Origin of the sequence: Gillisia sp. Hel_I_29, assembly GCF_000744275.1 — a bacterium.
Taxonomy (GTDB): domain Bacteria; phylum Bacteroidota; class Bacteroidia; order Flavobacteriales; family Flavobacteriaceae; genus Gillisia.
Window position 1 is genome coordinate 1,536,216 of sequence record NZ_JQLP01000005.1, and the last position, 26,989, is coordinate 1,563,204.

29 protein-coding genes are annotated in these 26,989 nt (G+C 34.8%); 9 read left to right on the forward strand and 20 right to left on the reverse strand.

What is annotated here, in order from left to right; translation table 11 throughout:
• Positions 1 to 74: 74 nt before the first annotated feature.
• The gene (locus P163_RS12120) at positions 75 to 1,148 is read right to left on the reverse strand and encodes a DUF3810 domain-containing protein (RefSeq protein ID WP_034891526.1); all 1,074 of its coding nucleotides are present in this window, start codon (positions 1,146 to 1,148) and stop codon (positions 75 to 77) included.
• 88 nt (positions 1,149 to 1,236) lie between these two features.
• Here P163_RS12120 and P163_RS12125 point away from each other — a divergent pair, with 88 nt between their 5' ends.
• Positions 1,237 to 2,697, forward strand: coding sequence for an aminoacyl-histidine dipeptidase (locus tag P163_RS12125; protein ID WP_034891530.1), 1,461 nt, complete (start codon positions 1,237 to 1,239; stop codon positions 2,695 to 2,697).
• Positions 2,698 to 2,768: 71 nt separating this feature from the next.
• Here P163_RS12125 and P163_RS12130 read toward each other — a convergent pair whose 3' ends face one another.
• Genes P163_RS12130 through P163_RS12140 form a run of 3 tightly spaced genes read right to left on the reverse strand, consistent with a single transcriptional unit; the run spans position 2,769 to position 5,489 of the window.
• The gene (locus P163_RS12130) at positions 2,769 to 3,896 is read right to left on the reverse strand and encodes a peptidylprolyl isomerase (RefSeq protein WP_034891532.1); all 1,128 of its coding nucleotides are present in this window, start codon (positions 3,894 to 3,896) and stop codon (positions 2,769 to 2,771) included.
• A 1-nt stretch (position 3,897) separates the two neighbouring features.
• On the reverse strand, positions 3,898 to 4,476 hold the full coding sequence (gene gldI / locus P163_RS12135; RefSeq protein WP_034891535.1) for a gliding motility-associated peptidyl-prolyl isomerase GldI: 579 nt from the start codon (positions 4,474 to 4,476) through the stop codon (positions 3,898 to 3,900).
• Positions 4,473 to 5,489: a DHH family phosphoesterase gene (locus P163_RS12140; protein ID WP_034891538.1), complete on the reverse strand. Its 1,017-nt coding sequence runs from the start codon at positions 5,487 to 5,489 to the stop codon at positions 4,473 to 4,475. Before P163_RS12140 ends, gldI begins: the two co-directional genes overlap by 4 nt.
• Positions 5,490 to 5,761: 272 nt before the next feature.
• On the opposite strand from P163_RS12140, the gene P163_RS12145 reads away from it, so the two are divergent.
• Positions 5,762 to 6,181 (forward strand): nucleoside-diphosphate kinase, encoded by a 420-nt coding sequence (locus tag P163_RS12145; protein ID WP_034891540.1) that lies wholly within the window; start codon positions 5,762 to 5,764, stop codon positions 6,179 to 6,181.
• 71 nt (positions 6,182 to 6,252) lie between these two features.
• Here P163_RS12145 and P163_RS12150 read toward each other — a convergent pair whose 3' ends face one another.
• Genes P163_RS12150 through recF form a run of 3 tightly spaced genes read right to left on the reverse strand, consistent with a single transcriptional unit; the run spans position 6,253 to position 8,046 of the window.
• The gene (locus tag P163_RS12150) at positions 6,253 to 6,549 is read right to left on the reverse strand and encodes a DUF721 domain-containing protein (RefSeq protein ID WP_034891543.1); all 297 of its coding nucleotides are present in this window, start codon (positions 6,547 to 6,549) and stop codon (positions 6,253 to 6,255) included.
• On the reverse strand, positions 6,533 to 6,970 hold the full coding sequence (locus P163_RS12155) for a hypothetical protein (protein WP_034891546.1): 438 nt from the start codon (positions 6,968 to 6,970) through the stop codon (positions 6,533 to 6,535). Before P163_RS12155 ends, P163_RS12150 begins: the two co-directional genes overlap by 17 nt.
• The gene (gene recF / locus P163_RS12160; protein WP_034891549.1) at positions 6,967 to 8,046 is read right to left on the reverse strand and encodes a DNA replication/repair protein RecF; all 1,080 of its coding nucleotides are present in this window, start codon (positions 8,044 to 8,046) and stop codon (positions 6,967 to 6,969) included. The genes P163_RS12155 and recF overlap by 4 nt, the downstream gene beginning before the upstream one ends.
• A gap of 145 nt (positions 8,047 to 8,191) precedes the next feature.
• On the opposite strand from recF, the gene P163_RS12165 reads away from it, so the two are divergent.
• The 7 genes from P163_RS12165 (at position 8,192) to P163_RS12195 (ending at position 14,414) form a co-directional block, all read left to right on the forward strand.
• On the forward strand, positions 8,192 to 8,962 hold the full coding sequence (locus P163_RS12165) for a tetratricopeptide repeat protein (RefSeq protein WP_034891552.1): 771 nt from the start codon (positions 8,192 to 8,194) through the stop codon (positions 8,960 to 8,962).
• An 8-nt stretch (positions 8,963 to 8,970) separates the two neighbouring features.
• The gene (gene ribH, locus P163_RS12170; protein ID WP_034891555.1) at positions 8,971 to 9,468 is read left to right on the forward strand and encodes a 6,7-dimethyl-8-ribityllumazine synthase; all 498 of its coding nucleotides are present in this window, start codon (positions 8,971 to 8,973) and stop codon (positions 9,466 to 9,468) included.
• 107 nt (positions 9,469 to 9,575) lie between these two features.
• Positions 9,576 to 9,863, forward strand: a complete 288-nt coding sequence (locus P163_RS12175; RefSeq protein ID WP_172822452.1) for a hypothetical protein — start codon at positions 9,576 to 9,578, stop codon at positions 9,861 to 9,863.
• Between the two features lie 6 nt (positions 9,864 to 9,869).
• Complete coding sequence (mutL, locus tag P163_RS12180) at positions 9,870 to 11,741, forward strand: DNA mismatch repair endonuclease MutL (protein ID WP_034891561.1); 1,872 nt, start codon at positions 9,870 to 9,872, stop codon at positions 11,739 to 11,741.
• Positions 11,742 to 12,485 (forward strand): rhomboid family intramembrane serine protease, encoded by a 744-nt coding sequence (locus P163_RS12185; protein ID WP_034891564.1) that lies wholly within the window; start codon positions 11,742 to 11,744, stop codon positions 12,483 to 12,485.
• On the forward strand, positions 12,486 to 13,388 hold the full coding sequence (locus P163_RS12190; protein ID WP_034891567.1) for a rhomboid family intramembrane serine protease: 903 nt from the start codon (positions 12,486 to 12,488) through the stop codon (positions 13,386 to 13,388).
• Positions 13,389 to 14,414 carry an endonuclease/exonuclease/phosphatase family protein gene (locus tag P163_RS12195; RefSeq protein ID WP_034891570.1) on the forward strand — a complete coding sequence of 342 codons (1,026 nt, stop codon included), beginning with the start codon at positions 13,389 to 13,391 and terminating at the stop codon, positions 14,412 to 14,414.
• A 5-nt stretch (positions 14,415 to 14,419) separates the two neighbouring features.
• On the opposite strand, the gene P163_RS12200 is transcribed toward P163_RS12195, so the two are convergent.
• From P163_RS12200 to P163_RS12260, 13 genes are all read right to left on the reverse strand, one after another.
• Positions 14,420 to 15,040, reverse strand: coding sequence for a WbqC family protein (locus P163_RS12200; protein ID WP_034891573.1), 621 nt, complete (start codon positions 15,038 to 15,040; stop codon positions 14,420 to 14,422).
• A 15-nt stretch (positions 15,041 to 15,055) separates the two neighbouring features.
• On the reverse strand, positions 15,056 to 16,615 hold the full coding sequence (gene lepB / locus P163_RS12205) for a signal peptidase I (RefSeq protein ID WP_034891576.1): 1,560 nt from the start codon (positions 16,613 to 16,615) through the stop codon (positions 15,056 to 15,058).
• A gap of 56 nt (positions 16,616 to 16,671) precedes the next feature.
• Positions 16,672 to 17,376 carry a 4-hydroxy-tetrahydrodipicolinate reductase gene (dapB, locus tag P163_RS12210; RefSeq protein WP_034891579.1) on the reverse strand — a complete coding sequence of 235 codons (705 nt, stop codon included), beginning with the start codon at positions 17,374 to 17,376 and terminating at the stop codon, positions 16,672 to 16,674.
• A gap of 2 nt (positions 17,377 to 17,378) precedes the next feature.
• Positions 17,379 to 17,981 (reverse strand): DUF5683 domain-containing protein, encoded by a 603-nt coding sequence (locus tag P163_RS12215; RefSeq protein ID WP_034891582.1) that lies wholly within the window; start codon positions 17,979 to 17,981, stop codon positions 17,379 to 17,381.
• Positions 17,971 to 18,873 (reverse strand): ParB/RepB/Spo0J family partition protein, encoded by a 903-nt coding sequence (locus P163_RS12220; RefSeq protein WP_034891584.1) that lies wholly within the window; start codon positions 18,871 to 18,873, stop codon positions 17,971 to 17,973. Before P163_RS12220 ends, P163_RS12215 begins: the two co-directional genes overlap by 11 nt.
• A 3-nt stretch (positions 18,874 to 18,876) precedes the next feature.
• Complete coding sequence (locus P163_RS12225) at positions 18,877 to 19,641, reverse strand: ParA family protein (RefSeq protein ID WP_034891587.1); 765 nt, start codon at positions 19,639 to 19,641, stop codon at positions 18,877 to 18,879.
• Between the two features lie 130 nt (positions 19,642 to 19,771).
• Positions 19,772 to 20,653 (reverse strand): SDR family oxidoreductase, encoded by an 882-nt coding sequence (locus tag P163_RS12230; RefSeq protein ID WP_034891591.1) that lies wholly within the window; start codon positions 20,651 to 20,653, stop codon positions 19,772 to 19,774.
• Positions 20,654 to 20,731: 78 nt separating this feature from the next.
• Positions 20,732 to 22,867, reverse strand: a complete 2,136-nt coding sequence (gene scpA / locus P163_RS12235) for a methylmalonyl-CoA mutase (protein WP_034891594.1) — start codon at positions 22,865 to 22,867, stop codon at positions 20,732 to 20,734.
• A 66-nt stretch (positions 22,868 to 22,933) separates the two neighbouring features.
• Positions 22,934 to 24,298, reverse strand: coding sequence for a methylmalonyl-CoA mutase subunit beta (locus P163_RS12240; protein ID WP_034891597.1), 1,365 nt, complete (start codon positions 24,296 to 24,298; stop codon positions 22,934 to 22,936).
• Positions 24,299 to 24,345: 47 nt separating this feature from the next.
• Positions 24,346 to 24,660, reverse strand: a complete 315-nt coding sequence (locus P163_RS12245) for an FtsB family cell division protein (protein ID WP_034891600.1) — start codon at positions 24,658 to 24,660, stop codon at positions 24,346 to 24,348.
• A 19-nt stretch (positions 24,661 to 24,679) separates the two neighbouring features.
• Positions 24,680 to 25,288 (reverse strand): uridine kinase, encoded by a 609-nt coding sequence (udk, locus tag P163_RS12250; protein ID WP_034891603.1) that lies wholly within the window; start codon positions 25,286 to 25,288, stop codon positions 24,680 to 24,682.
• A 92-nt stretch (positions 25,289 to 25,380) separates the two neighbouring features.
• Positions 25,381 to 25,833, reverse strand: coding sequence for a c-type cytochrome (locus P163_RS12255; protein WP_034891606.1), 453 nt, complete (start codon positions 25,831 to 25,833; stop codon positions 25,381 to 25,383).
• Positions 25,830 to 26,963, reverse strand: coding sequence for a PQQ-dependent sugar dehydrogenase (locus P163_RS12260; protein WP_034891609.1), 1,134 nt, complete (start codon positions 26,961 to 26,963; stop codon positions 25,830 to 25,832). Before P163_RS12260 ends, P163_RS12255 begins: the two co-directional genes overlap by 4 nt.
• Positions 26,964 to 26,989: the final 26 nt, after the last annotated feature.

Genomic DNA, 26,989 nt, shown 5'->3' on the forward strand with positions numbered 1-26,989 from the left:
GATGAATTTGAATTGATGATATTTTAATTTTTAAAGGCAGAATTTAAGAAAATTATAACTAATACGGCTATTAGTTAAAATGCTTTTTCAACATCATCAAAATAATTAACTAATAGTGCTACCACATAACTATAGCTCTTCATTCCCTCAGCCTGATTATTTGCTTTTAGAAAACCATTATATGTAGTCTGAAATAATGGCTCAAAAGGATTTTGATGAAGCGACCAAAAATCTCTCACCTCTTTATAATTAGCAAGAATTCCTGGATGTATGGTTTTAAGCATGGCTTCTGCTTTTACTGCATCTCTTACATACAGTTCATTTAAGCAATACCTTAAGGCGAAGGTTAATCCTGAATATCTGAAATATGGATCTGGATGATGGATTGTAGCAAGACAAGCTATAAAGTTAGCTTCGTTCTCTTTAGCAAATCCTAATTGATGGCCAATTTCATGACTCGCAGTGGTAGGGATCTTATATTTAACTATCTGAGTATTTACTTGCGCCTCATTTGTTAGCGGATTTAAATATCCATTAAAACCCATATACGTAAGCGGAATACTGAACAAGGATCTTTTTAATGCCTTACCGCTATAGGTAAGCTTAGGATATTCTTCACGTAAATAGTCAAATCCCTGAATGGTTGTGTGCAGTAGTTGAGTTTTAGAAAAGTTATACGCTACTATTACAGAATCATTATTTACAAGTTTGCTATGAACCTGATTAGATTTTTTAATCAAGGTTTCTGTTAATAACACCAGTTCTTCTGTAGTATAGGTATTTTTGATCTTTAAGGTTTTATGCAATGGTAATCTGTAGTAATTAAAACCCCAGAAAATATGAAAACAAGCATAAACAATAGAGAATGTAGCAAAGATCTCCAAAATCCATTTTTTGGGATTACTAAATTTAGTTCGTAATCTTAAAACAAGCCATCTAACAATAGAGAAGATAAAAAATGTATATAATAGGTCACCTACAGAAAAAGGAAGGATACCAAGGGAAAATCTCATTACCTTAGAAATGTAAGGGTAAATGCCGGTGCTGTACCACTCTTCTATAAACGATGGATAATTGGAGATGATCTTAATCACCACATATTGAACTGGCAATAGGAGCGCTAAAATAAGTGCGGTTTTATTTTTCACATTTTAAAATTACAAACTAATTAAGAGCTACAATTTTTGTGCTTTCGTAATTACCAATATCTTTGTGAAGATACCAAAATATAATAGTATGAATGAAGAAATAAGAGCACTGGAACCGAAAAATCTTTGGAACAAATTTGCAGATCTAAACGCTGTTCCGCGGCCATCTAAAAAGGAAGAACGCGTAATAGAGTTTATGAAGAATTTTGGGAATGATCTCAATCTCGAAACTCAAGTAGATTCTGTAGGGAATGTGATCATCAAGAAGCCTGCTACTAAAGGTATGGAAAATAGAAAAGTTGTGGTTTTACAATCGCATCTAGATATGGTGCATCAAAAAAATAATGATACCAATTTTGATTTTGATACTCAGGGTATCGAGATGTATGTAGATGGAGACTGGGTAAGAGCAAAAGGAACTACATTAGGAGCAGACAATGGGCTTGGAGTAGCAACTATAATGGCAATTCTAGAAAGTGACTCTATAGAACATCCTGCTTTAGAAGCATTGTTTACTATTGATGAGGAAACAGGGATGACCGGTGCCAAAGGTTTAGAAGAGGGACTACTAGAAGGTGAAATTCTTTTAAATTTAGATACAGAGGAAGACGATGAAATAGGAATAGGATGTGCTGGTGGAGTAGATGTTACTGCTAAAAGAACATATTCTCAAGAAGATGCTCCAGAAGATGCTGTTGCCTTTAAAATAGTAGTTAATGGATTGCAAGGTGGACATTCGGGAATGGATATCATCAAAGGATTAGGGAACGCCAATAAATTTATGAACCGCTTACTTTTTAATGCTTCTGAAGATCTTGATCTTAGAATTTCAAGTATTAATGGAGGTGGCTTAAGAAATGCAATACCTCGTGAGAGTGAGGCGGTTGTTGTAATTGATGATTTTCAAGTGAAAGCTTTTAAAAGCGAATTAGAAGATGAGATTGATGCAATTAAAACTGAGTTTTCTAAGTTAGAACCTAATCTAAAAGTTTCTATTACTGAAACCGAAGTTCCGGCAAAAGTGATGGAGGCTCAAGTACAGGCTCAGGTTCAAAAAGCAATTTATGCAGCACATAATGGGGTTTACAGAATGAGTCCGGAGATTGAGGGGCTGGTAGAAACTTCTAACAATATTGCTAAAGTTGAAATTAAGGATGGCAAAATAGAAATAAAATGTCTTACCAGATCTTCTGTAGAAACCTCTAAAGATGATCTAGCCAATAGTTTAAAGTCTAGTTTTGAACTTGCAGGATTTGATGTTGAACTTTCTGGGGATTATCCAGGGTGGGCTCCAAATAGAGAATCTGCAATCTTAACTGTTCTAGATGATCTATATGAGAAAATGAATGGGGAGAGAGCAGATGTTGCAGCTTGCCATGCAGGATTGGAATGTGGTATAATAGGAAATCATTATCCTGAGATGGATATGATCTCGTTTGGGCCAACTATTAGAGGAGCGCATTCTCCAGATGAGAGAGCGAGTATCTCTTCAGCTAAAAAATATTGGAAATTCGTTTTAGAAATTTTAAAGAACATCCCTGTAAAATAGAAAATGCTTTATATGTAAAAAGCCGCTTCATTTATTTGAAGCGGCTTTTTTATGATTTATAATTGAAGTTCTTATTCTTCTATACCTACCATTGTCATCTCAAAAATAAGATCTGTATTTGGAGGAATAATTCCACCAGCTCCTCTGGCTCCGTAACCCAAGTGTGATGGGATATAGATAATAGCTTTATCTCCAACTTTTAATTGTTGAATACCTTCTTTAAATCCTGGAATAACTGGAGCATCGGGACCATAAGGAATTACCATTGGGTTATATCCAACCTGGTCTTTACGTTGTTGATTAAATACACCACCTTCTACAGCAACTTCTTCAATACTTGTATCAAACAAAGTTCCATCTGCAAAATATCCTGCATAATCAATTTTTACTTTATCTCCAGCTTTTGGTTGTGAACCATCACCTTTTTCCAAGAAATGGATCTTAAGACCACTCTCTAATTCTTTAGTGTCTGTTTCTTTAAGGGCAGAAAATCGATCAGCATTAGATCTCTTAGAAGCAGCTTTCATTTTCTCTATTCTTTCTTCTTCTTCCTTTACTTTAGATAGTTTTTCTTCAAAAAGTTTAGCTGCTTCAAAATTCTTAGCATCCTTACCTTTTCTAATGATCTTTACATTCTCTATTAAAACATCTTGTAAAGGCTTGTCTCCAGGACCTGTTTTTACAGAACCAATGCTATCTACGACAGTCATTCCTTCCAAAACTTTACCAAATACAGTATGTTTTCCTGTTAACCATGGAGTTGCAGCCAAAGTAACAAAGAACTGACTTCCGTTTGTACCAGCACCTGCATTAGCCATTGCTAATAGACCTTTTTCTTCAAGTTTTAAAGTATCTACAATCTCATCTGGAAATCTATATCCTGGGTCACCACTTCCTGTACCTTGAGGATCTCCACCCTGAATCATAAAATCTCTTATTACACGGTGAAAGATCAAACCATCATAGAATTTCTTTCCTTGATAAGCGCTATCTACCATTTTATGGCTTTTTCCTTCAGCAAGAGAAACAAAGTTAGCAACGGTTATTGGTGTCTCCTTATAATATAATTCTGCTAAGAAAGTACCTTGGTTAGTATTGAATTCTGCATACATCCCGTCTGCTAGATCCGGATAATCCTCTTTGCAGCTAGTAAAGCTTAGAAGAATGGTACAAATAAATAGAATGCTTAATTTTTTCATATTAATTATTAGAGTTTGAATTGGTATTTAAATCGTTTTCTGTAGTTATAGAGTTTAAACTCACTTTTGTAATAATGGGAATATTGGTTCCTATTCTATTCTTATCGCCATAATAACCAAAGGCTTTATGAGATGGAAAGATAAATGTTACAACCTCTCCTTCTTTCATTAATTTTAGACCTTCTCTAAGTCCGCCAAAAAGCTCTTCTTTATCTATAGCATATCTTTTTGTAGGAAGTTCTCCTTCATCATATATCACATTTCCATTAAGATCGTTAATAGTATAATCGAACTTAACAACATCGCCAAATTCAGGAGTTTTAATATTTAAGGAATCTGTAGTTTGCTTGTTGTAATAATACCAAAATCCATTCGCCGACGCTATATATTCCTTAATAGAATCTTGTTGGATCATTTTTTCAATAACAGCTTCCTCTTTGGCAACTAGTTCTTTATTTCTGGCTATAGATTGATCTATAAAAGAACCAGAATTTTGAGTTACAGGTCTTCGGGCTTCAGGAGATTTACATGCTCCAAAGCTTATAACTGTTAGAATCAATAATATAAATCTTATTCTCATCCTTTTAATTGCTCTGAGTATTTGTTCAATACACTGTTAAATTTTATGACGGTATCTTCCAGAGAAAGATCACTTTTTCCTCCAGCGGCATTAACATGCCCGCCTCCTTCAAAATGAGCTCTAGAAAAATCGTTTACAGAAAAACTTCCTTTAGATCTTAAGCTCATTTTAATGATTCCATCTGCTTTATGTTCTATAAAAATAGCTGCAAAAATAATACCTTCTAAAGCTAACCCGTAGTTTACAAAACCTTCTGTATCTCCTTTTTTAAAGTTATTTGTATCTAACTCTTCTTGTGAAAGGGTGATATATGCCGTTCTAAGTTCTTTATTAACTCTTAAATTCTGAAGAGCCACTCCTAATAAATGCATTCGGTTTGCAGAATAGGTGTCATAAATCATTTGATGGATTAGGGTGTTATCTGCACCTTTATCTATAAGAGCTGCAATTACCCTGTGGGTTGTACTGGTAGTAGATCTAAATCTAAAAGAACCAGTATCTGTCATTATTCCCGTGTACAGGCATGTGGCAATTTCTGGGGTTATGCTTTTTACCGCTCTTAATTTTTCTATGAATTGATATACCATCTGGCAGGTAGAGCTCATAGTAGTATCGCTGTAAATATGATTTGCATAATCTGCAGGTTCTGGATGATGATCTATCATTATAAAGGTAGCTTCTGCTTCCTCTAAGGTGGTATGCATATCTCCTGCTCTAGAAAGTACATTAAAATCTAAAGTAAATATAATGTCTGCTTCTAAGATCAATTTTTTACAATCTTCCTGACACTTTTCAAAATTTAAAATGTTTTCTTGCCCCGGAAGCCACTTCAAAAAGTCTGGATAATCATTAGGTGCTATTACATTTACAAAATGTCCTTTCCCCTTTAAAAAGTGATATAAGCCTAGGCTAGAGCCAATGGCATCTCCATCAGGACCTTTGTGCGGTACAATTACAATATTGTTCGCTGTAGAGAGTTCTGAGGTAATTTCTAAAATACTTTGTTCTATCATAATAAGGGGTAAATATACAATTTTTATAATCCTGTAGTATACAGCACTATTATCTTGAAATGCTAAATCTGAAGACAAATGAAATGAAATTATAGGTTTTTTCGCTTATATCTTCAGTTGAAAATTTCTACTTTATTAAGAATTAGAATATAATCTTAAAAATTATAAAGGGTGTAGCTCATTATTAAATTATGGTATTTGTTATAAATTTTAAAAAAGCTTGCATAAAGGTTTGAATTGCTTATTTTTGCAAAAAATTTAAAAACAAAGAAATGGCAAATAATAGAACATTTACAATGCTAAAACCCGATGCAGTTGAAAAAGGGTACATCGGTGGGATCCTAGAACAGATTAATGCTTCAGGCTTTAGAATTGTAGCAATGAAGATGACTCAAATGACTCGTAAAGATGCGGAGACTTTTTACGCAATCCATAATGAGCGTCCATTCTTTGGAGAATTGGTAGAGTATATGACACAAGGACCAATTGTGGCGGCTATCTTAGAAAAAGAAAATGCAGTAGAAGATTTCAGAACTCTTATTGGAGCAACAAATCCAGAAGAAGCAGCAGAAGGAACTATTAGAAAAAAATATGCAGCATCTATCGCAGAGAATGCAGTTCACGGAAGTGATAGTGATGATAATGCAGCTATTGAGTCTGCTTTTCATTTCTCAGGAAGAGAGATGTTTTAGTAAGAACTTACCTTATACCAAAAAAGGCCGTCCAATTTGGACGGCCTTTTTTATTTAAGTCTATTCGTTTTTTAACGCAATATCAATTTATTGATAAGTTCTTTGCCAAGTTCTTCATTGAGTAATCTAATGATCCTTTCCTTTCCATAACTTAACTCTTCTCGTAAAACCGATGAACTTAACTGAACATAAAGTGTATTTCCATCTAATTTAATAGAGGTAGTATATTTTTCTATAGCCGGACCCATTTGAGCATTCCAAACATCTTTGGCATTTACCTTGTCTAATCCTTTTTGCAACTTGTTTGATGAAACAAAGCTTTGCAAAGCATCACTTAATTTCATATTTTCATTATTCCTCTTTTTCATTGTCATCTTTTAAAAGTGGTGTATATCTATTGTAATTATAAATAATGCCTCTACTATTCTTAAGGCTTAATTTTTTATCGCTGGCTTTTAAAACCTGTTCTTTCCAAGAATCAAATGGTGTAGAATAATACAAGGTTAATTCACCATCTTCTATTACAGCTTTAACTTCTTCACTTGTTTTTGGATTTACCTTATAAGAGCCATGAAATTGAGGCGTTACTTTTTTTCTGAATCCTGAACCATCTGCAATTTCGAAATAATCTATATGTTCACTAATACTGAAATCTCTAATGGAATCTTTCGAAAATTGTACCTGATCTATTTCCCAATACCCGTTAAGATGCTTTAATTGTTCTTTAGGATCTTCAGTATTACATGCTATGGTTAATAACGCTAGTAAGAAGAATGAAGCCTTTTTCATAATTTAAATATTTTGTAAGATTGATTGCTTTCTTTTACAACTTTCTCTGTTCTATCTGCATGGGTATCACTTATAAATATTTGCCCTAGCTCATTTTCTGCAACTAGCGCTACAATTTGAGCCACCCGCTGTTCATCTAATTTATCAAAGATATCATCTAAAAGTAAAATAGGATTGGCTTTGCTTATGTTTTTAATAAAATCAAATTGAGCTAATTTTAAAGCGATTAAAAATGATTTTTGCTGGCCTTGAGATCCAAATTTCTTGATAGGATATTCTGCAATTTCAAAACTGAGATCATCTTTATGCAAACCAACACTGGTATATTGTAATGCCATGTCTTTTTGAAGATTATCTTCTAAGAGTTTTGCAAGAGGAGTTTCAAATAACTTGCTAGCATACGCTATAGATACTTTCTCTTTATCATTAGTGATCTCTGAATATCGATTATTAAAGATGGGAATAAACTCTTTTAAAAATTCTTTTCTCTTATTAAAAATCTTATTTCCTAGATTGCACATTTGGGCATTATAGATCTCTAGTGTGTCTCTATCAAATTTAGAATTGGCAGCAAAAAATTTTAATAGCGCATTTCTTTGCGCTACTACTTTACTATATTGTATCAATGCATTTAAATAACCTTGGTCACTCTGGGAAATAACCCCATCTATAAATTTTCTGCGTGTTTCGCTACCTTCAAGAATAAGATCTCTATCTCCGGGAGAGATCATAACTGCAGGAATAAAGCCAATATGTTCACTAAACTTTTCGTAGGGTTTATTATTGCGCTTAATCACCTTTTTCTGTCCGCGTTTGGCGCTTACCAGTACATGCTCCTCTCTATCATTCTTATCTAAAGTACCTTCAATCACAAAAAAATCGCTATTGTGATTGATATTCTGACTGGTAATTGGGTTGAAATAACTCTTGCCAAAAGAGAGGTGGTATATACTATCCAGAACGTTAGTCTTACCGACACCATTATGACCTACCAAACAATTTATTTTAGAATCGAAATCGAAAGAAGCGGAGTCAAAATTCTTATAATTAACTAAGGAGAGGGATTTTAAAAACATAAAACGCTGTAATTCAGCTATTTAAAATTTATAATCTTTTAAGTAAAGGTAATAGAATAGGGATGAAAATATTACAAAATAAGAAATATTTTCCCTTTAAAATATGAATAAAAATTTTATTTTTGCCACTCATTAAACCTAATTTATGGCGACTTACAAGAAAAAAGGGCATAAACCAACTACCCAAGAAGAGAAAACTCATGTAGCTGAAGAACATTCAACAACTGCGGAGGTATTTAATAGTCTTGACGAAGGGGCAAGTAAAACAGAAGAATGGGTAGCTGGCAATCAAAAGATCATCTACGTTATTGTAGGGTTAGCTATTGTAATAGTATTAGGATACTTAGGGTATGAGCGTTTTATTCATACTCCAAAAGAAAATGAGGCATCTAACGAAATGTTTCAGGCACAAGAATATTTTGATGCGGCTTTAGCAAGTTCTGGAGCTCAAAGCGATTCTTTATACAACATGGCCTTAAACGGTGGTGAAGGAAAATACGGGTTCTTAGATGTTATTGACAATTACGGAAGTACTTCTTCTGGAAATCTGGCTAATTACTATGCTGGTTTTTCTTATTTAAACACTAATAAATACCAAGAAGCTATAGATCATCTTGAAGACTTTAAAAGTGATGATGAGATCTTAGCACCATTAGCAACAGGTGGAATAGGTGATGCATTTATGCAACTAGAACAGCCTGAAGAAGCGCTAAATTATTATGATAAAGCGGCTTCTATGAGATCTAATGATTTTACAGCACCAAGATTTTTATTAAAAGCAGCTATCACTTCAATTCAATTAGGAAAAGGAGAAAAGGCATCAGAATATCTTAATAAAATTAAAGATGAATACGCAAATACTCCAGAAGCAGGACAAGTTGCAATTTATCTAGGTCGCGCTGAAGCGATGAAATAAGCTAAACTATGGCTACACAAGGTAAAAACCTTTCAGATTATAATAAAGATACAGTTCCGAACGCGAAAGAATTTCGCTTCGGAATTGTTGTTTCTGAATGGAATGAAGAAATTACAGAAGGACTTTTTAATGGAGCTTTTCAAGCTCTTAAAGAGAACGGAGTGTTAAATGAGAACATTGTAAGATGGAATGTTCCAGGAAGTTTTGAGCTTATCTACGGTTGCAAGAAAATGCAGGAAAGCTATGATATGCTAGATGCAGTTATTGCCATTGGTAGTGTAATAGAAGGAGAAACTAAACATTTTGATTTTGTTTGTCAGGGAGTAAGTCAGGGAATAAAAGACTTGAATGTTCTTAATGACATTCCGGTTATCTTTTGCGTTCTTACAGATCAAAACATGCAGCAGGCTATAGACAGGTCTGGTGGAAAGCACGGTAACAAAGGTGCAGAAGCGGGAATTACGGCTATTAAAATGGCACAGTTACGTAAAGACGCTAGATTCTAATAAGATCTATACATTAGCCATTATTGCTGTTTCAGTTATTTTACTTGATCAAGCTTTATTTTCTAAAGCTTTTTAAGTAAATTTGAACATCCATAAAGCAAAGTATTTTGAAGGTTAGTATTACCAAATTAAGAAAGAACACCCGCTATAATTACACTCCACGTTATTATAAAGGTAAGGATGAAGGTAATATATATGAGTTTGATTCAAAATTCAATAAATATAAAAATCTTACCAATTCTATAGATTTTGGTTCTCATTGGGCTGAGGCTCGAACTAATAGTAGAACTCGTGGAAATCGCGAGATCAATAAAAGAGTTATCTACATTATAATTGTACTAATCTTGATCTTCTTATGGATCATAGACTTCGATTTATCCATTTTTAGGAATTAAGCTTTCATGAAAGATGTTATCCATCTGCTACCAGATCATGTAGCCAATCAAATTGCTGCAGGTGAAGTGGTTCAAAGACCTGCGTCTGTAATTAAAGAATTACTAGAGAATTCTATAGATGCGGGAGCAAAAAATATTCAAGTTTATATAAAAGAGGCAGGTAAAATTCTTATCCAGATCGTAGATGATGGTGTAGGGATGAGTATTACCGATGCCAGATTAAGTTTTGAGCGTCATGCCACCTCAAAGATTACTTCTGCTCAAGATCTTTTTAGCCTTAATACCAAAGGGTTTAGGGGAGAAGCTTTGGCATCTATAGCGGCTATTGCTCACGTAGAACTTAAGACCAAAAGAGATCAGGACGAAATAGGAACCTGTATTAAAATTGAAGGTAGTGAGATTATCTCTCAGGAAGCTTGTGTTACTAAGGCCGGAACTTCTATTAGTGTAAAGAACTTATTTTATAATATTCCCGCCAGAAGAAATTTTTTAAAATCTGATGCCGTAGAAACTCGTCACATCATAGACGAATTTCAAAGGGTATCTTTAGCACATCCACATATCGCTTTTTCTCTAGTTCACAATTCTGGCGAATTATTTCAATTGCCAGAAACCAATTATCGTCAACGCATTACCAATATACTGGGAGGTAAAACCAACGAGAAATTGGTGCCGGTAAATGAGGAGACAGAAATTCTGACGATCTCAGGGTTTGTAGGTAAGCCGGAATATGCAAAGCGCACTCGTGGAGAACAATTCTTCTTTGTAAATGATAGATTTATTAAAAGTCCATATTTAAATCATGCTGTTACTGCTGCATTTGAGGGGCTTTTGAAAGATAAGGCATATCCTAGTTATTTTTTATATCTAAAAGTAGATCCTAAAAGTATCGATATCAATATTCATCCAACCAAAACTGAAATTAAGTTTGACGATGAACATGCATTATATGCCATCTTAAGAAGTGCTATAAAGCATAGTTTAGGACAATTTAATGTAGCACCAGTTTTAGATTTTGAAAGAGATCCTTCTATGGACACTCCTTATAATTACGAAAACAGGCCTGCATCTACGCCACAAGTGGAGGTAGATAGAAATTTTAATCCCTTTAAAAACGATTCTTCTTTTAGCGGGAATTCTGTTACTTCTTTTAGAAATAATTTTAAAAAGGAATCTACAGCAGGATGGGAGAGCTTATATACAGGCTTACAATCTGAATCTTCCAATATGAATTTAGATGCTGATGTGAAAGCTATAGAATTTGAGAGTGAAGAAGTAACAGGGAATCTCTTTGGTGCTCAGAAAGTTGAAAAGACTCAGAATTCTACTTTTCAGCTTAATAAAAAGTTTATCATTAGCACGCTTAAAAATGGAATGCTCGTAATAGATCAACATAGAGCGCATACCAGAATTTTGTATGAAGAGTTGTTAAAGAGCATTACAGTTTCTGCAGCACTAAGTCAGCAATTATTATTTCCTTTAGTTCTAAGATTTAGTAGTAATGAAATTGAACTGCTTAAAGGTATTATGGACGCTTTAGAGCAAACGGGATTTATCTTTTCTGAAGTTAAAGTAGATTCTGTAGAGATCACAGGGATTCCTACAACAGTCTCTGAAAGTGAGGTGGAAATGTTATTAGAACAGCTTATTTCTGATTTTGAAAATGAAGTGCCGGAAAACAATTTTTCTCAAACAGATCTCCTTGCGAAATCACTTGCGAAAAGCATGGCAGTTAAATCTGGGAATTTATTAAATGATACAGAGCAGTTGCATATTGTAAATGGATTATTTGCTTGTAAAGAGCCAAGCTTAACTCCATTTAACAAGCCTGTTTTTATTACCTTGCCGGTTGAAGAACTAGAAAAAAAATTCATGTAGATGGGAAGAATAACAGATACGGTTAAAGCACTTATAATTGCAAATGTTCTATTTTTTGTAGGTACAATGATCCTTGGTGATTATGCCTATCAATTATTTTCATTATGGTTCTTTAAAAATGAAAATTTTCAAATTTGGCAGATTATAACTCACATGTTCATGCATGGTGGGTTTATGCATATTTTGTTCAACATGTATGCACTGTGGGCTTTTGGAAGTCCTATAGAACAACGACTTGGTCAGAAGAAATTCCTTTTCTTTTATTTTTCTTGTGGGATAGGTGCAGCTTTAATTCACAGCCTCGTTAATTATTATCAGGTAGAAAGCGCTTATACTGCCTTAGTGAACGCAGGGTTGAATTCTATAGAAATTCAAAATATCTTAGATACTGGGCAATTTCCTAATGCCATTCTTAATTCTGTTTCACGAGATACAGTAGAAAGTATGTACACGGCTTACAATACTCCCGCGGTAGGGGCTTCTGGAGCCATCTACGGTGTTTTAGTTGCATTCGGAATGTTGTTTCCTAACGTAGAACTATTCCTTATTTTTGTGCCGGTTCCAATTAAAGCTAAATATTTTATTCCTGTACTTATAGCTATAGATCTATTTTCAGGAGTTACCGGATATTCTTTATTTGGAGGTGGAATTGCACATTTTGCCCATGTTGGAGGTGCATTATTTGGATTTATCATGATGTATTACTGGAAAAAGAATCAATTCAATCAAAACAGGTGGGATTAAATGACAACTAAAGAAAAAATTAAATATAAGTTTCAAACGGCCAATGTGGTAGAAAAGCTCATTGCTATCAATGTGCTGGTATTTATTTTATTTTTTCTTATTCAGACTATCGCTTTCTTATTTAAGATCCCATCAGATTTTTTAATGAGTTGGTTAGTCTTTCCAAAAGATCCTGGTGAGTTTCTCTTCAAACCTTGGTCTATAATTACATATTCATTTTTGCATTCGGGAATTTGGCATATTTTGTCTAATATGCTTATTCTATATTATTCCGGCACCTATTTTTTAAGCTATTTCTCTTCCAAAAAACTACTCACTGTGTATTTTTTAGGGGTGATTTTTGGTGCTTTAATATATATGCTAAGTTATAATCTGTTTCCTGCTTTTGAGGCAACAGGTAAATCATATTTAATTGGAGCTTCTGCCGGCGTGATGGCGGTATTGGTAGCTATAGCAACCCATATTCCAGATCTTAAGATCAGATTGATGTTCATTGGAGCGATAAAATTTTGGTATATCGCAGCATTCTTAGTGGTTTTAGATGTGATCCAAATCCCATTTGGAAATGCCGGAGGACATTTTGCGCATCTTGGAGGCGCCTTATTAGGTTTTTTATATGCGAAACAACTTGCAAAAGGTAATGATATAGGTGCTGGCTTTGAAAAAGGTATAGAATGGTTCTTATCATTGTTTGAATCTAAAAATAATAAGAAGCCAAAGATGAGAACGGTTTATAAAAAGCCGCAAACTTCTACTTCTAAAACACAGATTAAAAAGAATATTAGCAAAGACGAGAAACAGCAAAAAATAGATTCTATCCTAGATAAGATTAGTAAGAGTGGTTATGATAGTCTTACTAAACAGGAAAAGGACTTTTTGTTTCACGCAGGAAAAGAGAATTAAATGAAGAAACTAGGTGTTTTAGATAAGGTTATATTCATTTTAAATACAATAGCTGCCTTTGCGCTATTGCTTTCTTTTTTGCTCCCTTATGTGCCCCCTAGATCTTTTCCGTTACTTTCGGTCTTAAGCTTGGCCGTGCCTATTCTAATCTTAACCAACATTATATTTTTAATATTTTGGGCTATCAGGTTTAAGAGACAGTTCTTATTATCATTGTTCGTTCTTATTTTAGGTTACAAGTATGTGTTCGCATGGGTTCAATTTTCAGAAGAGAATTATGCAGGAAGTGCTTCTGAGCTAGTATTGATGAGTTATAACGTACGGATGTTCAATTCTTATAAGTGGACGGAACAAAAAAACATCCCCGACAAAATTTCAGAATTCATTAAAGAAAAGGCCCCGGATATTTTAACTACCCAGGAGCACGCAATTAATGTGTCTAATGTAAAGGAGTTATTTCCATATCAATACATTGTTTTAAAGGAAAAAGCATCAGAATTTGGTTCTGGAATATTCTCTAAATTTCCAATGATCAATAAGGGTTCTGTAGATTTTCCAGAAGACGGAAATAATAATGCTATTTATGTAGATGTTGTAAAAAGTGAAGATACTTTACGCGTCTTTAATGTACATTTCCAGTCGTTGAACATTCAGCCGGCAATTTCAGATCTTCAGAAGGAAGATTCTAAGAAGTTGATAGGAAGAATAGGCTACGGTTTTTCGCTTCAGCAAAACCAGGCGGAGATGCTTATAGCTGCTATAGAAAGTTCTCCTTATAGAACTATTGTAATGGGCGATTTTAATAATACCGCCTTCTCCTATATTTATCAAAAAATCAAGGCAGACAAATTTAACGATGCATTTTTAGAGGTAGGAAGTGGTTTTGGAAAGTCTTTTAATCTTAATTATTTTCCTTTAAGGATTGATTTTGCATTGATAGATAAAGCGCTAAAGATTAGTTCTTTTGAAGTGTTCCCTGTTGAATATTCAGATCACTTTCCAATTGTAACCAAGATAGAACTATAAGTATACTACTGTAAAGACTCCAGATAATCTAAAGTATTTGGGCCCTCATTAAATAGAAGGTCTACAATACATAAATTGGATATAAAACCATGTTTTTCATCAAATACCTGAGTATAAGCCGGTAATAAGTGATCTTTTTTGGCATTGATAAGTTCACGCTTATCTATAACTCCTTCAGGTGATATTTGATATGCTGTTGTTTTATTATAATTAAGCTCTAACTGCAGGCACTCTTCTAAAGCTTCTAAACAAGCATAATTAAAATCTATTAAGTACTCGTACTCTTTTTGATAAAGCGGCGCTAGATCATCTTCATAGTATTCAAAGAAAGGGGAGGTCTTATAGGCAGATTGCAAGGATTTCCAATGCTGCTTCTGCCATTTATATTCTTTCTCGATCCTAACTTCCTTATACTTTTGATGCTGTTTTACACCTGGAGTATGCAAATGCTTTATTGGAATATTCAAAGTTAACTTCCCATTAGCTCCGTAGATATTTATACGATTGCGATAGGTTTGCTTTTGATAGTTGTCTTCATTTTCAACGTAGATCGAACCAGATCTCAGCATTTCTCTAAATTGCACAATAGAGCCAAAATAGGGGAGATGAACTAGAATATCTTGCATAAATTATAAGTTGATCTAAGCGTCTCTTCTTTTCTTGAAATAACTAAAACCAAGACCAATTGCTACTATAATGGCGGCATATGGTAAATAAGAAACAGGATCTGAATCTCCTTCAACGGTAGTAAATAATCTATTCCAACGAATCTTATCTAACCCACTAGCGTTAGTGTCCCAACTCATCCATATAAATACAGGTTTTCCAACCACATGATTAAAGGGTACATATCCAAAATAACGGCTATCTAAGCTGTTGTGGCGGTTATCTCCCATCATCCAGTAATAATCCTGCTGAAAGGTATAAGAATTTGTAGGAGTACCGTTTAATAGTACCTGCGTTCCATTTGTGGACAGTTTATTGGTAATTCCCATTTCAGAACCTTCATATACTTCAATAATTCTTTTATATAATGGTAGGGTTTCTATAGTAAGGGGAGTAGTAGTTCCTGCTTTTGGAATGAAAATAGGTCCGAAGTTATCTTGATTCCAATTATTATCTTCGCTTTGAGGGAACACAGAGCGATCTTTATTACCTGCAGGATTAATGACTCTTTGTACGCTGGCTACATTGGGATCGTTCTTAAATTTCTCAAATTCTCCATCTGTTAGATTTATCCAAAATGTATTGCTGTTTTGATCATATCGATATGGATCTGTAACTCCATATAATTGATACATAACGCGTGGATTTAAAGGCTGACCTTTGGTTTTTCCAATATAAGAAGTTTGTAATCTTGCTCTTCCCGGCAGGTTTAAGGGCTTGGAATTTATAAATACTTTCCCGTCTTTGATCTGTAGCGAATCTCCTGCTACACCAACAGCTCTTTTTACATAATTTGTTTTCTTATCTATAGGCTTATAGTAGTACTTATCTGTAGTGGTCATGTATCTCATAGTATCTACTGGCCAGTTGAAAACAACAATATCTGATCGCTCTATATCTTCAAATCCGGGAAATCTGAAATAAGGGATTTGAGGTTTAGAGAGGTATGATTTAGTATTTACAAATGGTAAAGTATCGTGAACCATGGGAAAAGCAACTGCCGTCATAGGGGTTCTGGCACCGTAATGAAATTTACTCACAAATAGAAAATCTCCAACCAATAACGTTTTTTCCAATGAAGAAGTTGGAATGGTAAAGGGTTGAATTAAATAAGTATGAACAATTGTTGCAGCAATAACAGCAAATAGTATAGAGCTTATCCATTCTCCTGTGCTGGTCTTAGGCTGAAGACTTCTTTCTGCAATATAAGTAACATCTTCAATATAGTTTATGTAGTATATATAGAATCCTAGGGTAGCAATTACAAGAACAGTATCTAGCGTAGAGTTCTTTCCAAAGCTTCTAATGGTTTCTACCCAAATAACCGGGAACATAATTAGATTTACAATAGGCACAAATAAAAGAATTGTCCACCACCAAGGCCTGTTAATGATCTTCATTAGAACTACAGCATTGTATACCGGTATTGCCGCTTCCCAGGCTTTTCTTCCTGCTTTAACGTATAGTTTCCATGTTCCTAAAAAATGAATAACCTGAACTATCAGGAAAAATATAAACCATTGTGTAAATGTCATAATCTAAATACTTTACTGGTATTAGTGTAATTTTAATTTGAACCGTTACAGTTAAACTAACTTAAACTTGAAAGTACGTCTTTCATGGAATGAACTCCCTTTTTGCCATTCAACCATTCAGCTGCAATTACGGCACCTAAGGCAAAACCTTTTCTAGAATGTGCAGTATGTTTTATTTCTATAGAATCTATAATAGAATTGTAAGCTATGGTATGAGTTCCAGGCACTTCATCTATTCTCTTCGCGATAATAGGAATTTCATTGGCTCCTGCTTCATCTAGTTTCCATCCACTTTTGGAAGAATGTTCAATGATCTTTTCTGCTAGAGTTATAGCTGTCCCGCTAGGAGCGTCTAGCTTATGCGTATGGTGAACTTCTTCTATTTCTACTTTATAATCAGAAAAAGGACTCATCATTTTTGCTAATTTTTGATTTAATTCAAAAAATAGATTTACACCAATACTAAAATTTGAAGCGTATAAAAATGCAGAATTTTCTTCATTACAGATCTTCACAGCTTCTTCGTATTTTGTTAACCAACCGGTAGTACCGCTCACCACAGGAACTTGATGTCTCATGCAAGTGGTTATATTGTTATAGGCAGCGGTAGGTACGCTAAAATCTATAGCAACATCTACCTTGCTAAAATCATAATTTTTAATATCTTCTTTGATCTTGTAAACTATTTCATGACCTCTTTCCTCAGCAATACCTTCAATGGTCTTCCCCATTTTTCCGTAGCCTAAAAGTGCAATTCTCATATCTAAAAGTTGTAATTTAATGATAATAGGTAGCCTGTTTTACCTGAAATTCTATCATAGTTCATTGTAGGCTTAAAAGAAAGGTCTTCGCTTACATTAAACTGTTGTAAGTGTGCATCTACGTTAGCATCTATTATGTTTAAGGCATATATACCTACTGTTACCAATAAAGAAATTTCTTTATTACGCTGGTAGACTTTTTGAGCTCTTATTAAACCGTCATTGGTTACTCGTTGCGTACCATCTTCCCTCGAGAATTCATCGTCTGTAAAACCTGCTAATCTACGCTTATAGGCATCTCGATACCGGTCATATTGTTTATCATTGTCTAAATAGAAATAAATTCCGATCCCTAGTCCAGCGTAAGCTATTGGAATTTTCCAATATTTTCCATTATAGGCCTGCCCTAAACCTGGTAATACGGCAGAGTAAAAAGCAGCCTTAGCAGGTGCTAAAGGATTATATTCTTTATACTCTTCTTTTTTATCTTTTTGAACAATAGGTTCTTTGATGGTATTAGCAACAGAAAGTGAGTCTTCCTGAGCTGCAAGAAAATTAAACGCTAGTAAAAGCGAGAGTAGCGAAAGTAATTTCTTAAGCTTCACCCTGAATTAATTTTTTAAGTCGGTTAAAATCTTCTTCGGAAGTAAAAGGTATTATTAATTTCCCTTTTCCTTTGGCGGCAACCTTCACGTCTACTTTAGTGCCAAGATAATCGGAGAATTCTTTAATTCCTTTTTTGAATTCCTGTGGAAGTGGTTTCGCTTTTGGAGTGGGTTTTTCAGAAGAGTTTCCACTAAGTTCACGCACCAATTTTTCGGTATCTCTTACAGACAAAGATTTCTCTAAGATCTTCTCGTAAATGTCTAATTGTAGTTGTGGATCTTCAATATTTATCAAGGCTCTTCCATGCCCCATAGATAGAAATCCATCTCTCATTCCGGTTTGAATGATAGGGTCTAACTTTAATAATCTCAAGTAGTTAGCAATAGTAGATCTATTCTTTCCAACACGCTCGCTTAATTGCTCTTGGGTAAGATTGATCTCATCTATCAATCTCTGATATGAAAGTGAAATTTCTATAGGATCAAGATCTTGACGTTGGATATTTTCTACCAAGGCCATCTCCAAAGATTCCTGATCGTTCGCTATTCTAATGTAAGCAGGAACTGTTTCAAGTCCAATTAATTTAGAAGCCCTGAATCTTCGTTCTCCTGAAACTAATTGATATTTATTAAACTCTAATTTTCTTACCGTTATTGGTTGAATTACCCCTAATTCTTTAATAGAAGAAGCTAATTCTCTAAGAGAATCTTCATTAAAGCTGGTTCTAGGCTGAAATGGGTTTACTTCTATAGAAGTTAGCTCCAATTCTACAATATGCCCTACCAGTTTATCTGCATTCTTATCTTCTGCAGATTTTATATCTTGTTCAGGATCTTTCAGTAATGCTGAAAGGCCTCTTCCTAATGCTTGTTTTTTAGTAGCTTTCGCCATCTTCTACATGTTTTTCTTTATGATCTCATGGGCAAGGCTCAAATAATTATTTGCTCCTTTGCTACCAGCGTCATAATTGATAATACTTTCCCCGTAACTTGGTGCTTCACTTAAACGTACATTTCGCTGGATGATTGTAGTGAAAACCATTTCATTAAAATGTTTCTGCACTTCATCTACTACTTGATTTGATAGTCTAAGTCGAGAGTCGTACATAGTTAACAATAAGCCCTCTATATCTAATTCTTTGTTGTGAATTTTTTGAACACTTTTAATAGTGTTCAATAGTTTGCCCAACCCTTCTAATGCAAAATATTCACACTGAATTGGAATGATCACCGAATCTGAAGCGGTAAGTGCATTTAAAGTTAGCAGTCCTAAAGAAGGAGCACAGTCAATAAGTATGTAGTCATAACTCTCTTTTAGGTGAGTAATAGCTTTTTTAAGCATATATTCACGCTCGTCCTGATCTACAAGTTCTATTTCTATAGCAACAAGATCTATGTGAGAAGGAATGATATCTAAATTTGGAGAACTGGTTTTTATAATAGCTTCTTCCGCTTTGATAGAATGTTCCAAAAGTTGGTAGGTTCCAAATTCTACCTGTTCTACATCAATACCTAATCCAGAAGTAGCATTCGCTTGTGGGTCGGCATCAATTAACAACACCTTTTTTTCAAGAACCCCAAGAGAGGCTGCTAAGTTAACAGAGGTGGTAGTTTTGCCAACACCTCCTTTTTGATTTGCAATAGCAATGATTTTACCCATTAAATATCTTCAATTTATGAGGGGTAAAAATACAATTTATTACAGCTATATAAAATGATTTTGTTAACAGCTTATACAGTTTCGTAATATTCTGGATTTTTACAATGTAACGAATCTCGTTATCAGTTATTTATTTACTTTTCTTAGCGCGGATCATTGCTTCCAGCTGATCCCACATTTCTTCAGGGATGGCTTCCAATAAATTGAACTGTCCTGCACCTTTCAGCCATTCGCCGCCATCTATAGTTACAACTTCACCATTTATATAGGCAGAAAAGTCTGAAACCAAGTATGCAGCTAGATTAGCCAATTCCTGATGCTCTCCAACACGTTTTAATGGCACTTTTTTAGCAAGATCGAACTTCTCTTTTAAATCTCCTGGTAGTAATCTGTCCCATGCGCCTTTAGTTGGAAATGGTCCTGGAGCAATGGCATTAGATCTAATACCATATTTTGCCCATTCTACCGCTAAAGAACGTGTCATAGCTAATACTCCAGCTTTTGCAGTCGCACTTGGAACTACATATGCAGAACCCGTCCATGCGTAAGTAGTAACGATGTTAAGTATAGTTTTATTCTCCTCTTTATTGTCTATCCAATGCTTTCCGAAGGCTAGTGTGCAGTTTTTACTTCCTTTAAGAACTATGTCTATAATAGTGTCAAAAGCATGTGCGCTCAAACGTTCTGTTGGCGAGATAAAGTTTCCAGCTGCATTGTTTAAAAGTACATCTACAGATCCAAATTCATCTACAGAGGCTTTTACCATAGCTTCAACCTCTTCATAATTACGAACATCACATTGCACCGGTAAAACCTTTCCCCCGGTTTGAGATCTCATCTCTTCTGCAGTATTTTTTAGTTTTTCCAGGTCTCGTGAAGTAATTACCACATTGGCTCCAAGTTCAAGAAAATAGGTGCTCATTGCTTTTCCCAATCCACTTCCTCCTCCTGTAACAACAATAGTTTTGCCTTCTAAGGCATCATCTCTCAGCATTTTTTTTGTAAAATCCATATTTATAAGTTTTAGTGGCAAGTCTGGTTAGGCCTTGCGCTAATTGGTTGATTGTATTAAATTGAAGAGGAATATAAATTATTCTTCTTCTATAAGAATTTCTAATAATTGAATTGCTGCTTCGCTAATTTTTGTCCCCGGCCCAAACACCGCGACAGCTCCAGCATCAAATAAAAACTGATAATCTTGAGAAGGAATTACCCCTCCAACTATTACCATGATATCTTCTCTGTCGTGTTTTTTTAGTTCTTCAATTACTTGAGGTACTAAAGTCTTATGTCCTGCAGCTAAAGAAGATACGCCTAAAATGTGAACGTCATTTTCTATAGCTTGCTTCGCAGCTTCTGCAGGGGTTTGGAATAGCGGCCCGATATCCACATCAAAACCAAGATCTGCATAACCGGTTGCTACCACTTTAGCGCCACGATCATGACCGTCTTGTCCCATTTTGGCTACCATTATTCTTGGACGTCTACCATCTTGCTCAGCAAACTTATCGGCAAGCTCTCTTGCTTTTTTAAAGGATTCATTGTCTTTCATCTCTTTAGAATAAACTCCGCTAAAAGATTGAATTTTGGCTTTATATCTGCCATATACTTTTTCTAGGGCATCACTTATTTCTCCTAAAGTGGCTCTTTCTCTAGCTGCTTCTACTGCTAAAGCTAATAAATTCTCATTTTCTTTTTCAGCAGCATCGGTTAAAGCTTCTAAGGCTTTATTTACTTTCTCTGAATTTCGATCTTCTCGAATTAGTTTTAATCTATCAACTTGCTGAATTCTTACCGTTTGGTTGTCTACTTCAAGTGTAACCAATGGGTCTTCCTTTTCAAGTCTGTATTTGTTATTACCTACTATAATATCGGTTTCGCTATCTATTCTGGCTTGTTTGGTAGCTGCAGCTTCTTCAATTCTCAATTTAGGAATTCCAGCTTCAATGGCCTTGGTCATTCCACCAAGTTCTTCTACTTCTTCAATAAGTTTCCAAGCTTTTTGAGCTATATCATTGGTAAGGCTTTCTACATAAAAACTTCCAGCCCAAGGATCTACTGTTTTAGTGATTTTGGTTTCTTGCTGAAGATATAATTGAGTGTTTCTAGCAATACGTGCAGAGAAATCTGTAGGTAAAGCAATAGCTTCATCTAAGGCATTGGTATGTAAACTTTGAGTTCCTCCAAAGGCTGCCGCAGCTGCTTCAATGCAGGTTCTGGCAACGTTGTTAAATGGATCTTGCTCTGTTAAACTCCATCCGCTGGTTTGTGAATGCGTTCTAAGTGCTAAAGATTTTTCGTTTTTTGGGTTGAATTGTTTTACCAATTTCGACCATAACATACGCGCAGCTCTCATTTTGGCGATCTCCATAAAATGGTTCATTCCAATTCCCCAGAAAAAAGAAAGACGAGGAGCAAAGCTGTCTATATCCATTCCTGCTTCTAATCCTTTTCGGATGTACTCCAATCCATCGGCAAGGGTATAAGCAAGTTCAATATCGCAAGTTGCACCTGCTTCTTGCATATGGTATCCGGAGATACTAATACTGTTGAATTTTGGCATGTTTTGAGAAGTGTACTCAAAAATGTCTGAAATGATCTTCATGGAAGGAGTAGGTGGGTAGATATAAGTATTACGCACCATAAATTCTTTTAGAATATCATTTTGAATGGTTCCTGAAAGGTCTTTTCTATCTACACCTTGTTCTTCTGCCGCCACTATATAAAAGGCCATGATAGGAAGTACCGCTCCATTCATAGTCATAGATACAGACATTTTATCTAATGGGATCTGATCGAATAAGATCTTCATATCTTCCACAGAATCTATGGCAACACCTGCTTTTCCAACATCTCCTACCACGCGTTCATGATCGCTATCATAACCTCTATGCGTAGGAAGATCAAAAGCTACTGAAAGTCCTTTTTGCCCTGCAGCTAAATTTCTTCTATAAAAAGCATTGCTTTCTTCTGCGGTAGAAAAACCTGCGTATTGGCGAATGGTCCAAGGTCTGCTCACATACATGGTGCTATAAGGTCCTCTTAAGAAAGGAGGAATTCCTGCAGCAAAATTTAAATGCTCTGCATTTTCTATATCCATTGCGGAATAGGTCGGTTTTAAATCGATCTCTTCTGCGGTTTTAAAAACTTTAGAGTTATCAGAATTATTAGTTTCGCTAGAAACCGAACTCTTTAAAGTGATATTTTGAAGATTTTTTCTAGGCATTGCTTGTAAATTCTTCTAGCTGAAAAATATCAGCAGTTATATTTTAATAGTATTTCGTGACTGAAATTACTCTTTTTCTAATCGCTCTTGTTCAGATCTTTCTGATAATCTTCTCTCTAAAATTGGAGAGATCAAGGTTTTTCTTGGATTCATCTTCAAAAATGGAAACAATTCTAAATCCGCCTTCATTTTATCTTCAGGATTCTCATATTTATTAGTACCTATAAGCACCAATTCTCCTTTATCAAATTTCTCTTGCTCCAATTTAGCATTTTCAGCTATTTTTCTTTGAATGATCCCTTCCTTCAATTCTTTTAAAAATCCACCTCCAGCTTCAATTTCTTTAAATATTTCCAAGGCTTTTTCTGCAAATTGCTGAGTCAAACTTTCTATATAATAAGCTCCTTCTGCAGCGTTGGAAACTTTATCAAAATAGCTTTCAGTCTTTAAAATAAGTAACTGATTTCTAGCTATTCTATCTCCAAACTCATTATTCTTATGATAAATTGCATCATAAGGCATATTGTAAACAGCATCTGCACCTCCAAGTACAGCGCTCATTGCCTGTGTGGTCGTTCTAAGTAGGTTTACATTAAAATCGTATAAGGTCTTGTCTCTTTTTGTAGGTTGAGCCAAAACATTACATTTTTTATTGATGCCATATTCTGAAGCCAAGCTGGCATATAAAATACGAAGTGCTCTGATCTTGGCGATCTCAAAGAAATAATTGGTTCCGGAAGCCACAATAAAATCGATCTCCAGATCTTTATTTTCTGAAAAATGATTTAGGTATTCATTTGCATGAGCTAGAGCATAAGCCAATTCTTGTGGAATAGTGGCACCTGCATTTTGGTATAAGCCAGAATCTACGCTCAGCACTGATTTAAAATCAGCTGATTTTGATACGATCTTAGATAAAATTTCGTGATCTTTTTTAAGATTAAAGTACCAATTCCCCGAACGGGCAAGATTTCCAACAATATCAATATGAAGTCTTATTTGATGATCTGTACCGCTTATAAAAGTAAGCAACTCCTCAAAAGTGCTCTCTGGTAAAAACTCAAAATTTAAGTAGATAAGAGTATCTTTAAGAGAGATATCTTTGAATAACTTCTGAAAATCTGTCTTCTCAGAAGAAATGATAAACCATAAACTTTCGGCACCTTTGGTAAGTACTTCAAGAGCCCTTTTATTACTTTTTTCTTCTGAAACCACGAAGATCTTTTCACAGATCTGCCAATTCTTTGGAGAATTTATACTGAATGTTTTTTCAACATCTTCAGCATTATAAAATGGTTTTATGTGAATGCCATCTCTACTTTTAAAAACAAGCTTCTCGTTATAATCTGCTCCTTTTAAATCAACTTGGATCTTTTGCTTCCATTGTTTTGCAGAAACCTCTTCAAATTCCTGAAATAAAGGCTGACTCATTGTTTAGTTTTTTTAAGATTAGGCAAAATGTAAAAAACGTAAGGTTTTTAATTTACAGTATCATATTCAATAATGTAAATATCTTCATTTGGCCTTTTCATATAATATTGTTGCCTTGCAAAGCTTTCTAGTTCAAAAGAATCGTCCAGACTTTCCATAGTTGCTTTGTCTTTAGCGATCTCTTTTTTGTAATATTCTTTGTTGGTATTAAGCTCGTCTACCTTTTGGTTGAGTTCTCGCTGAATGTACCATGAGTTACTATCTAAAAAAAGCATCCAGAAGGTAAAGATCAGAAGCAACAGAACGTATCTATTACTAATGATTTTGAACCATCTTTTTTGTCTAAGCTGCTTTAGATTCATAGTTTTTAAAGATACAAAATTAACCCAATCTCTCTTTAATGATGGTTTGAACGATATCTACCGCCACTGTATTGTATCTATTGGTAGGAATTATAATATCTGCAAATTCTTTGGTTGGCTCAATAAATTGTTGATGCATAGGTTTTAATGTGGTCTGGTAACGCCAAAGTACTTCTTCCAGATCTCTACCGCGATCATTAATATCTCTTTTTAGTCTTCTAATTAGACGCTCATCACTATCTGCATGCACGTATATTTTAATATCGAACATGTCTCTGATGTCTGTATGAGTAAGAATCAGAATTCCTTCAACTATGATTACCTTTTTTGGCTGTGTAGTCACAGTCTCACCTGTACGGTTATGATCTTTAAAAGAATATACAGGTTGTTCGATGGTTTTGCCTGCTTTAAGATCTTTTAAATGAGAGACTAAAAGATCAAAATCTATAGATTTTGGATGATCAAAATTTATCTTTTTTCGTTCTTCCATTGGCAGATGGCTGGTATCCTGATAATATGAATCTTGAGAAATTACATCAACTTCATCATTATTCAATTCATCTAAAATTTGTCTAACCACGGTAGTTTTACCACTTCCGGTTCCACCAGCAATTCCTATAATTAACATAAATACTAAAATTTATGGGCAAAGTTAATTATTACTTTTAAAAGCCGGCCTTTGGATTTTAATTTAATGGTAGTATGTAGAACTTTTTTTTCTTACTCTTTCACAGCTTTTACTTCTTCTAGAGTGATAGGGTTATCGTTGGTATTTCCCCATGAACTCATGGTATAATTAAGCACGTCTGCTACTTCCTGATCTGTAAGACCCATTGGGGCCATTGCGTTATTATATTCTACATCATTTACTACTATAGGCCCATTTAAGCCATATTTAACCGCATGTATACTTTCAGCTCTTTTTTCTGTTAACCAATTAGAGCCGTCTAGTGGTGGAAAGCTACCAGCAATACCTTTTCCTGATGGTAAGTGGCAGGTAGCGCATAGATTATTATAAACTTCTTTTCCCTGTGGATATTCGTTTTGAGTGGAAGTAGTTGTAGATTTAGGTTTGTCTGCAATTACTATTTTTTCTGTGTTATCATTCTTATTCTCGTCAGATTTGCATCCAACGATCAATACCATTATAAAAAGACTTAATATTAATCTCATTTTTCAGTTTTAGTGGTTTTTACTTCTATTAATTTAATAATTCCTTTTCCCTCTACGGCGGCATAAATGTATCCGTCTGGCGCTTGGCGAACATCGCGAAATCTTCCTAGATCTTCAAAAAGTTTCTCTCTTTTAACAACTTTTTCACCTTCTAGTATATCCAATTCAAGGTATTGAAATTTTAATGATCCTACCAATAAATTTCCTTTAAGATTCGGATATTTATCTGAAGTGATAAATGCCATTCCGCTAGGAGCAATAGAAGGCACCCAATAGTAAATTGGCTCTTCTATTCCTGGCTTGGATGTTTCTGAAGTAATACTGGTGCCGTTATAATTTTTACCATAAGTAACTACTGGCCATCCATAGTTGGCTCCTTTTTTAATGATATTTATTTCATCTCCACCCATAGGCCCGTGTTCATGCTCCCAGATCTCTCCAGTTTCCGGATGTAAGATTAAACCTTGTGGATTTCTATGCCCATAGCTATAAATAGCAGTTTTTGCATTATTTTGACCAACAAATGGATTATCATTTGGTATGGATCCATCATCATTAAGCCTATATATTTTACCGTTATCTCTGGTAATATCCTGAGGATTGATATCTCTTTCTCCACGCTCTCCTGCAGAGAAGTAAAGATATCCTTCATTATCAAAAGCTATTCTCGAGCCAAAATGTTGTCCTTTAGTAGTGTTTGGGGAAGCTTTGTAAAGAACTTCTTTATTTGTAAGCTGATTTTCGCTTAATTGAGCACGCATAATTGCGGTATTACCTCCATCTCCTTCACCTTCTGAAGAGGAATAAGTAATGTAGATCCACCCATTATTTTTATAATCTGGATGTAGTACAATGTCTAATAAACCGCCCTGCCCTCTAACATACACCTCCGGAACGCCAGATACGGCTACTTTTTTACCATCCTTAAAATGTATCAACTCGCCACTTTTTTCTGTGATGAGCATACTTCCATCCGGTAAAAATGCCATTCCCCACGGAATTTGAAGTCCGTCTACCACCATTTCATAGTCATAAGAATAGGAGGAAGGGGTAATACTAGTATCCTTTTGTGCGCACGCAGAAAATGCAATTAAAAGAAGGCTTAAAAACGAGAATTTTAAGTATTTCATAAATTTATTTTGTGTTGAAGTTACTA

What these genes read in the sequence shown, in the direction of transcription:
- dapB (WP_034891579.1), bottom strand. Translation starts at nt 17,376, where the DNA reads ATGAGAATTGCACTTTTAGGCTACGGAAAAATGGGGAAGACCATTGAA.
- P163_RS12255 (WP_034891606.1), bottom strand. Translation starts at nt 25,833, where the DNA reads ATGAGATTAATATTAAGTCTTTTTATAATGGTATTGATCGTTGGATGC.
- P163_RS12125 (WP_034891530.1), top strand. Translation starts at nt 1,237, where the DNA reads ATGAATGAAGAAATAAGAGCACTGGAACCGAAAAATCTTTGGAACAAA.
- P163_RS12240 (WP_034891597.1), bottom strand. Translation starts at nt 24,298, where the DNA reads ATGAGTCAGCCTTTATTTCAGGAATTTGAAGAGGTTTCTGCAAAACAA.
- P163_RS12190 (WP_034891567.1), top strand. Translation starts at nt 12,486, where the DNA reads ATGACAACTAAAGAAAAAATTAAATATAAGTTTCAAACGGCCAATGTG.
- P163_RS12225 (WP_034891587.1), bottom strand. Translation starts at nt 19,641, where the DNA reads ATGGGTAAAATCATTGCTATTGCAAATCAAAAAGGAGGTGTTGGCAAA.
- P163_RS12245 (WP_034891600.1), bottom strand. Translation starts at nt 24,660, where the DNA reads ATGAATCTAAAGCAGCTTAGACAAAAAAGATGGTTCAAAATCATTAGT.
- P163_RS12195 (WP_034891570.1), top strand. Translation starts at nt 13,389, where the DNA reads ATGAAGAAACTAGGTGTTTTAGATAAGGTTATATTCATTTTAAATACA.
- ribH (WP_034891555.1), top strand. Translation starts at nt 8,971, where the DNA reads ATGGCTACACAAGGTAAAAACCTTTCAGATTATAATAAAGATACAGTT.
- P163_RS12230 (WP_034891591.1), bottom strand. Translation starts at nt 20,653, where the DNA reads ATGGATTTTACAAAAAAAATGCTGAGAGATGATGCCTTAGAAGGCAAA.
- P163_RS12220 (WP_034891584.1), bottom strand. Translation starts at nt 18,873, where the DNA reads ATGGCGAAAGCTACTAAAAAACAAGCATTAGGAAGAGGCCTTTCAGCA.
- P163_RS12150 (WP_034891543.1), bottom strand. Translation starts at nt 6,549, where the DNA reads ATGAAAAAGAGGAATAATGAAAATATGAAATTAAGTGATGCTTTGCAA.
- udk (WP_034891603.1), bottom strand. Translation starts at nt 25,288, where the DNA reads ATGTTAATTATAGGAATTGCTGGTGGAACCGGAAGTGGTAAAACTACC.
- recF (WP_034891549.1), bottom strand. Translation starts at nt 8,046, where the DNA reads ATGTTTTTAAAATCCCTCTCCTTAGTTAATTATAAGAATTTTGACTCC.
- scpA (WP_034891594.1), bottom strand. Translation starts at nt 22,867, where the DNA reads ATGCCTAGAAAAAATCTTCAAAATATCACTTTAAAGAGTTCGGTTTCT.
- P163_RS12200 (WP_034891573.1), bottom strand. Translation starts at nt 15,040, where the DNA reads ATGCAAGATATTCTAGTTCATCTCCCCTATTTTGGCTCTATTGTGCAA.
- mutL (WP_034891561.1), top strand. Translation starts at nt 9,870, where the DNA reads ATGAAAGATGTTATCCATCTGCTACCAGATCATGTAGCCAATCAAATT.
- P163_RS12155 (WP_034891546.1), bottom strand. Translation starts at nt 6,970, where the DNA reads ATGAAAAAGGCTTCATTCTTCTTACTAGCGTTATTAACCATAGCATGT.
- P163_RS12165 (WP_034891552.1), top strand. Translation starts at nt 8,192, where the DNA reads ATGGCGACTTACAAGAAAAAAGGGCATAAACCAACTACCCAAGAAGAG.
- P163_RS12130 (WP_034891532.1), bottom strand. Translation starts at nt 3,896, where the DNA reads ATGAAAAAATTAAGCATTCTATTTATTTGTACCATTCTTCTAAGCTTT.
- gldI (WP_034891535.1), bottom strand. Translation starts at nt 4,476, where the DNA reads ATGAGAATAAGATTTATATTATTGATTCTAACAGTTATAAGCTTTGGA.
- P163_RS12145 (WP_034891540.1), top strand. Translation starts at nt 5,762, where the DNA reads ATGGCAAATAATAGAACATTTACAATGCTAAAACCCGATGCAGTTGAA.
- P163_RS12140 (WP_034891538.1), bottom strand. Translation starts at nt 5,489, where the DNA reads ATGATAGAACAAAGTATTTTAGAAATTACCTCAGAACTCTCTACAGCG.
- P163_RS12260 (WP_034891609.1), bottom strand. Translation starts at nt 26,963, where the DNA reads ATGAAATACTTAAAATTCTCGTTTTTAAGCCTTCTTTTAATTGCATTT.
- P163_RS12185 (WP_034891564.1), top strand. Translation starts at nt 11,742, where the DNA reads ATGGGAAGAATAACAGATACGGTTAAAGCACTTATAATTGCAAATGTT.
- lepB (WP_034891576.1), bottom strand. Translation starts at nt 16,615, where the DNA reads ATGACATTTACACAATGGTTTATATTTTTCCTGATAGTTCAGGTTATT.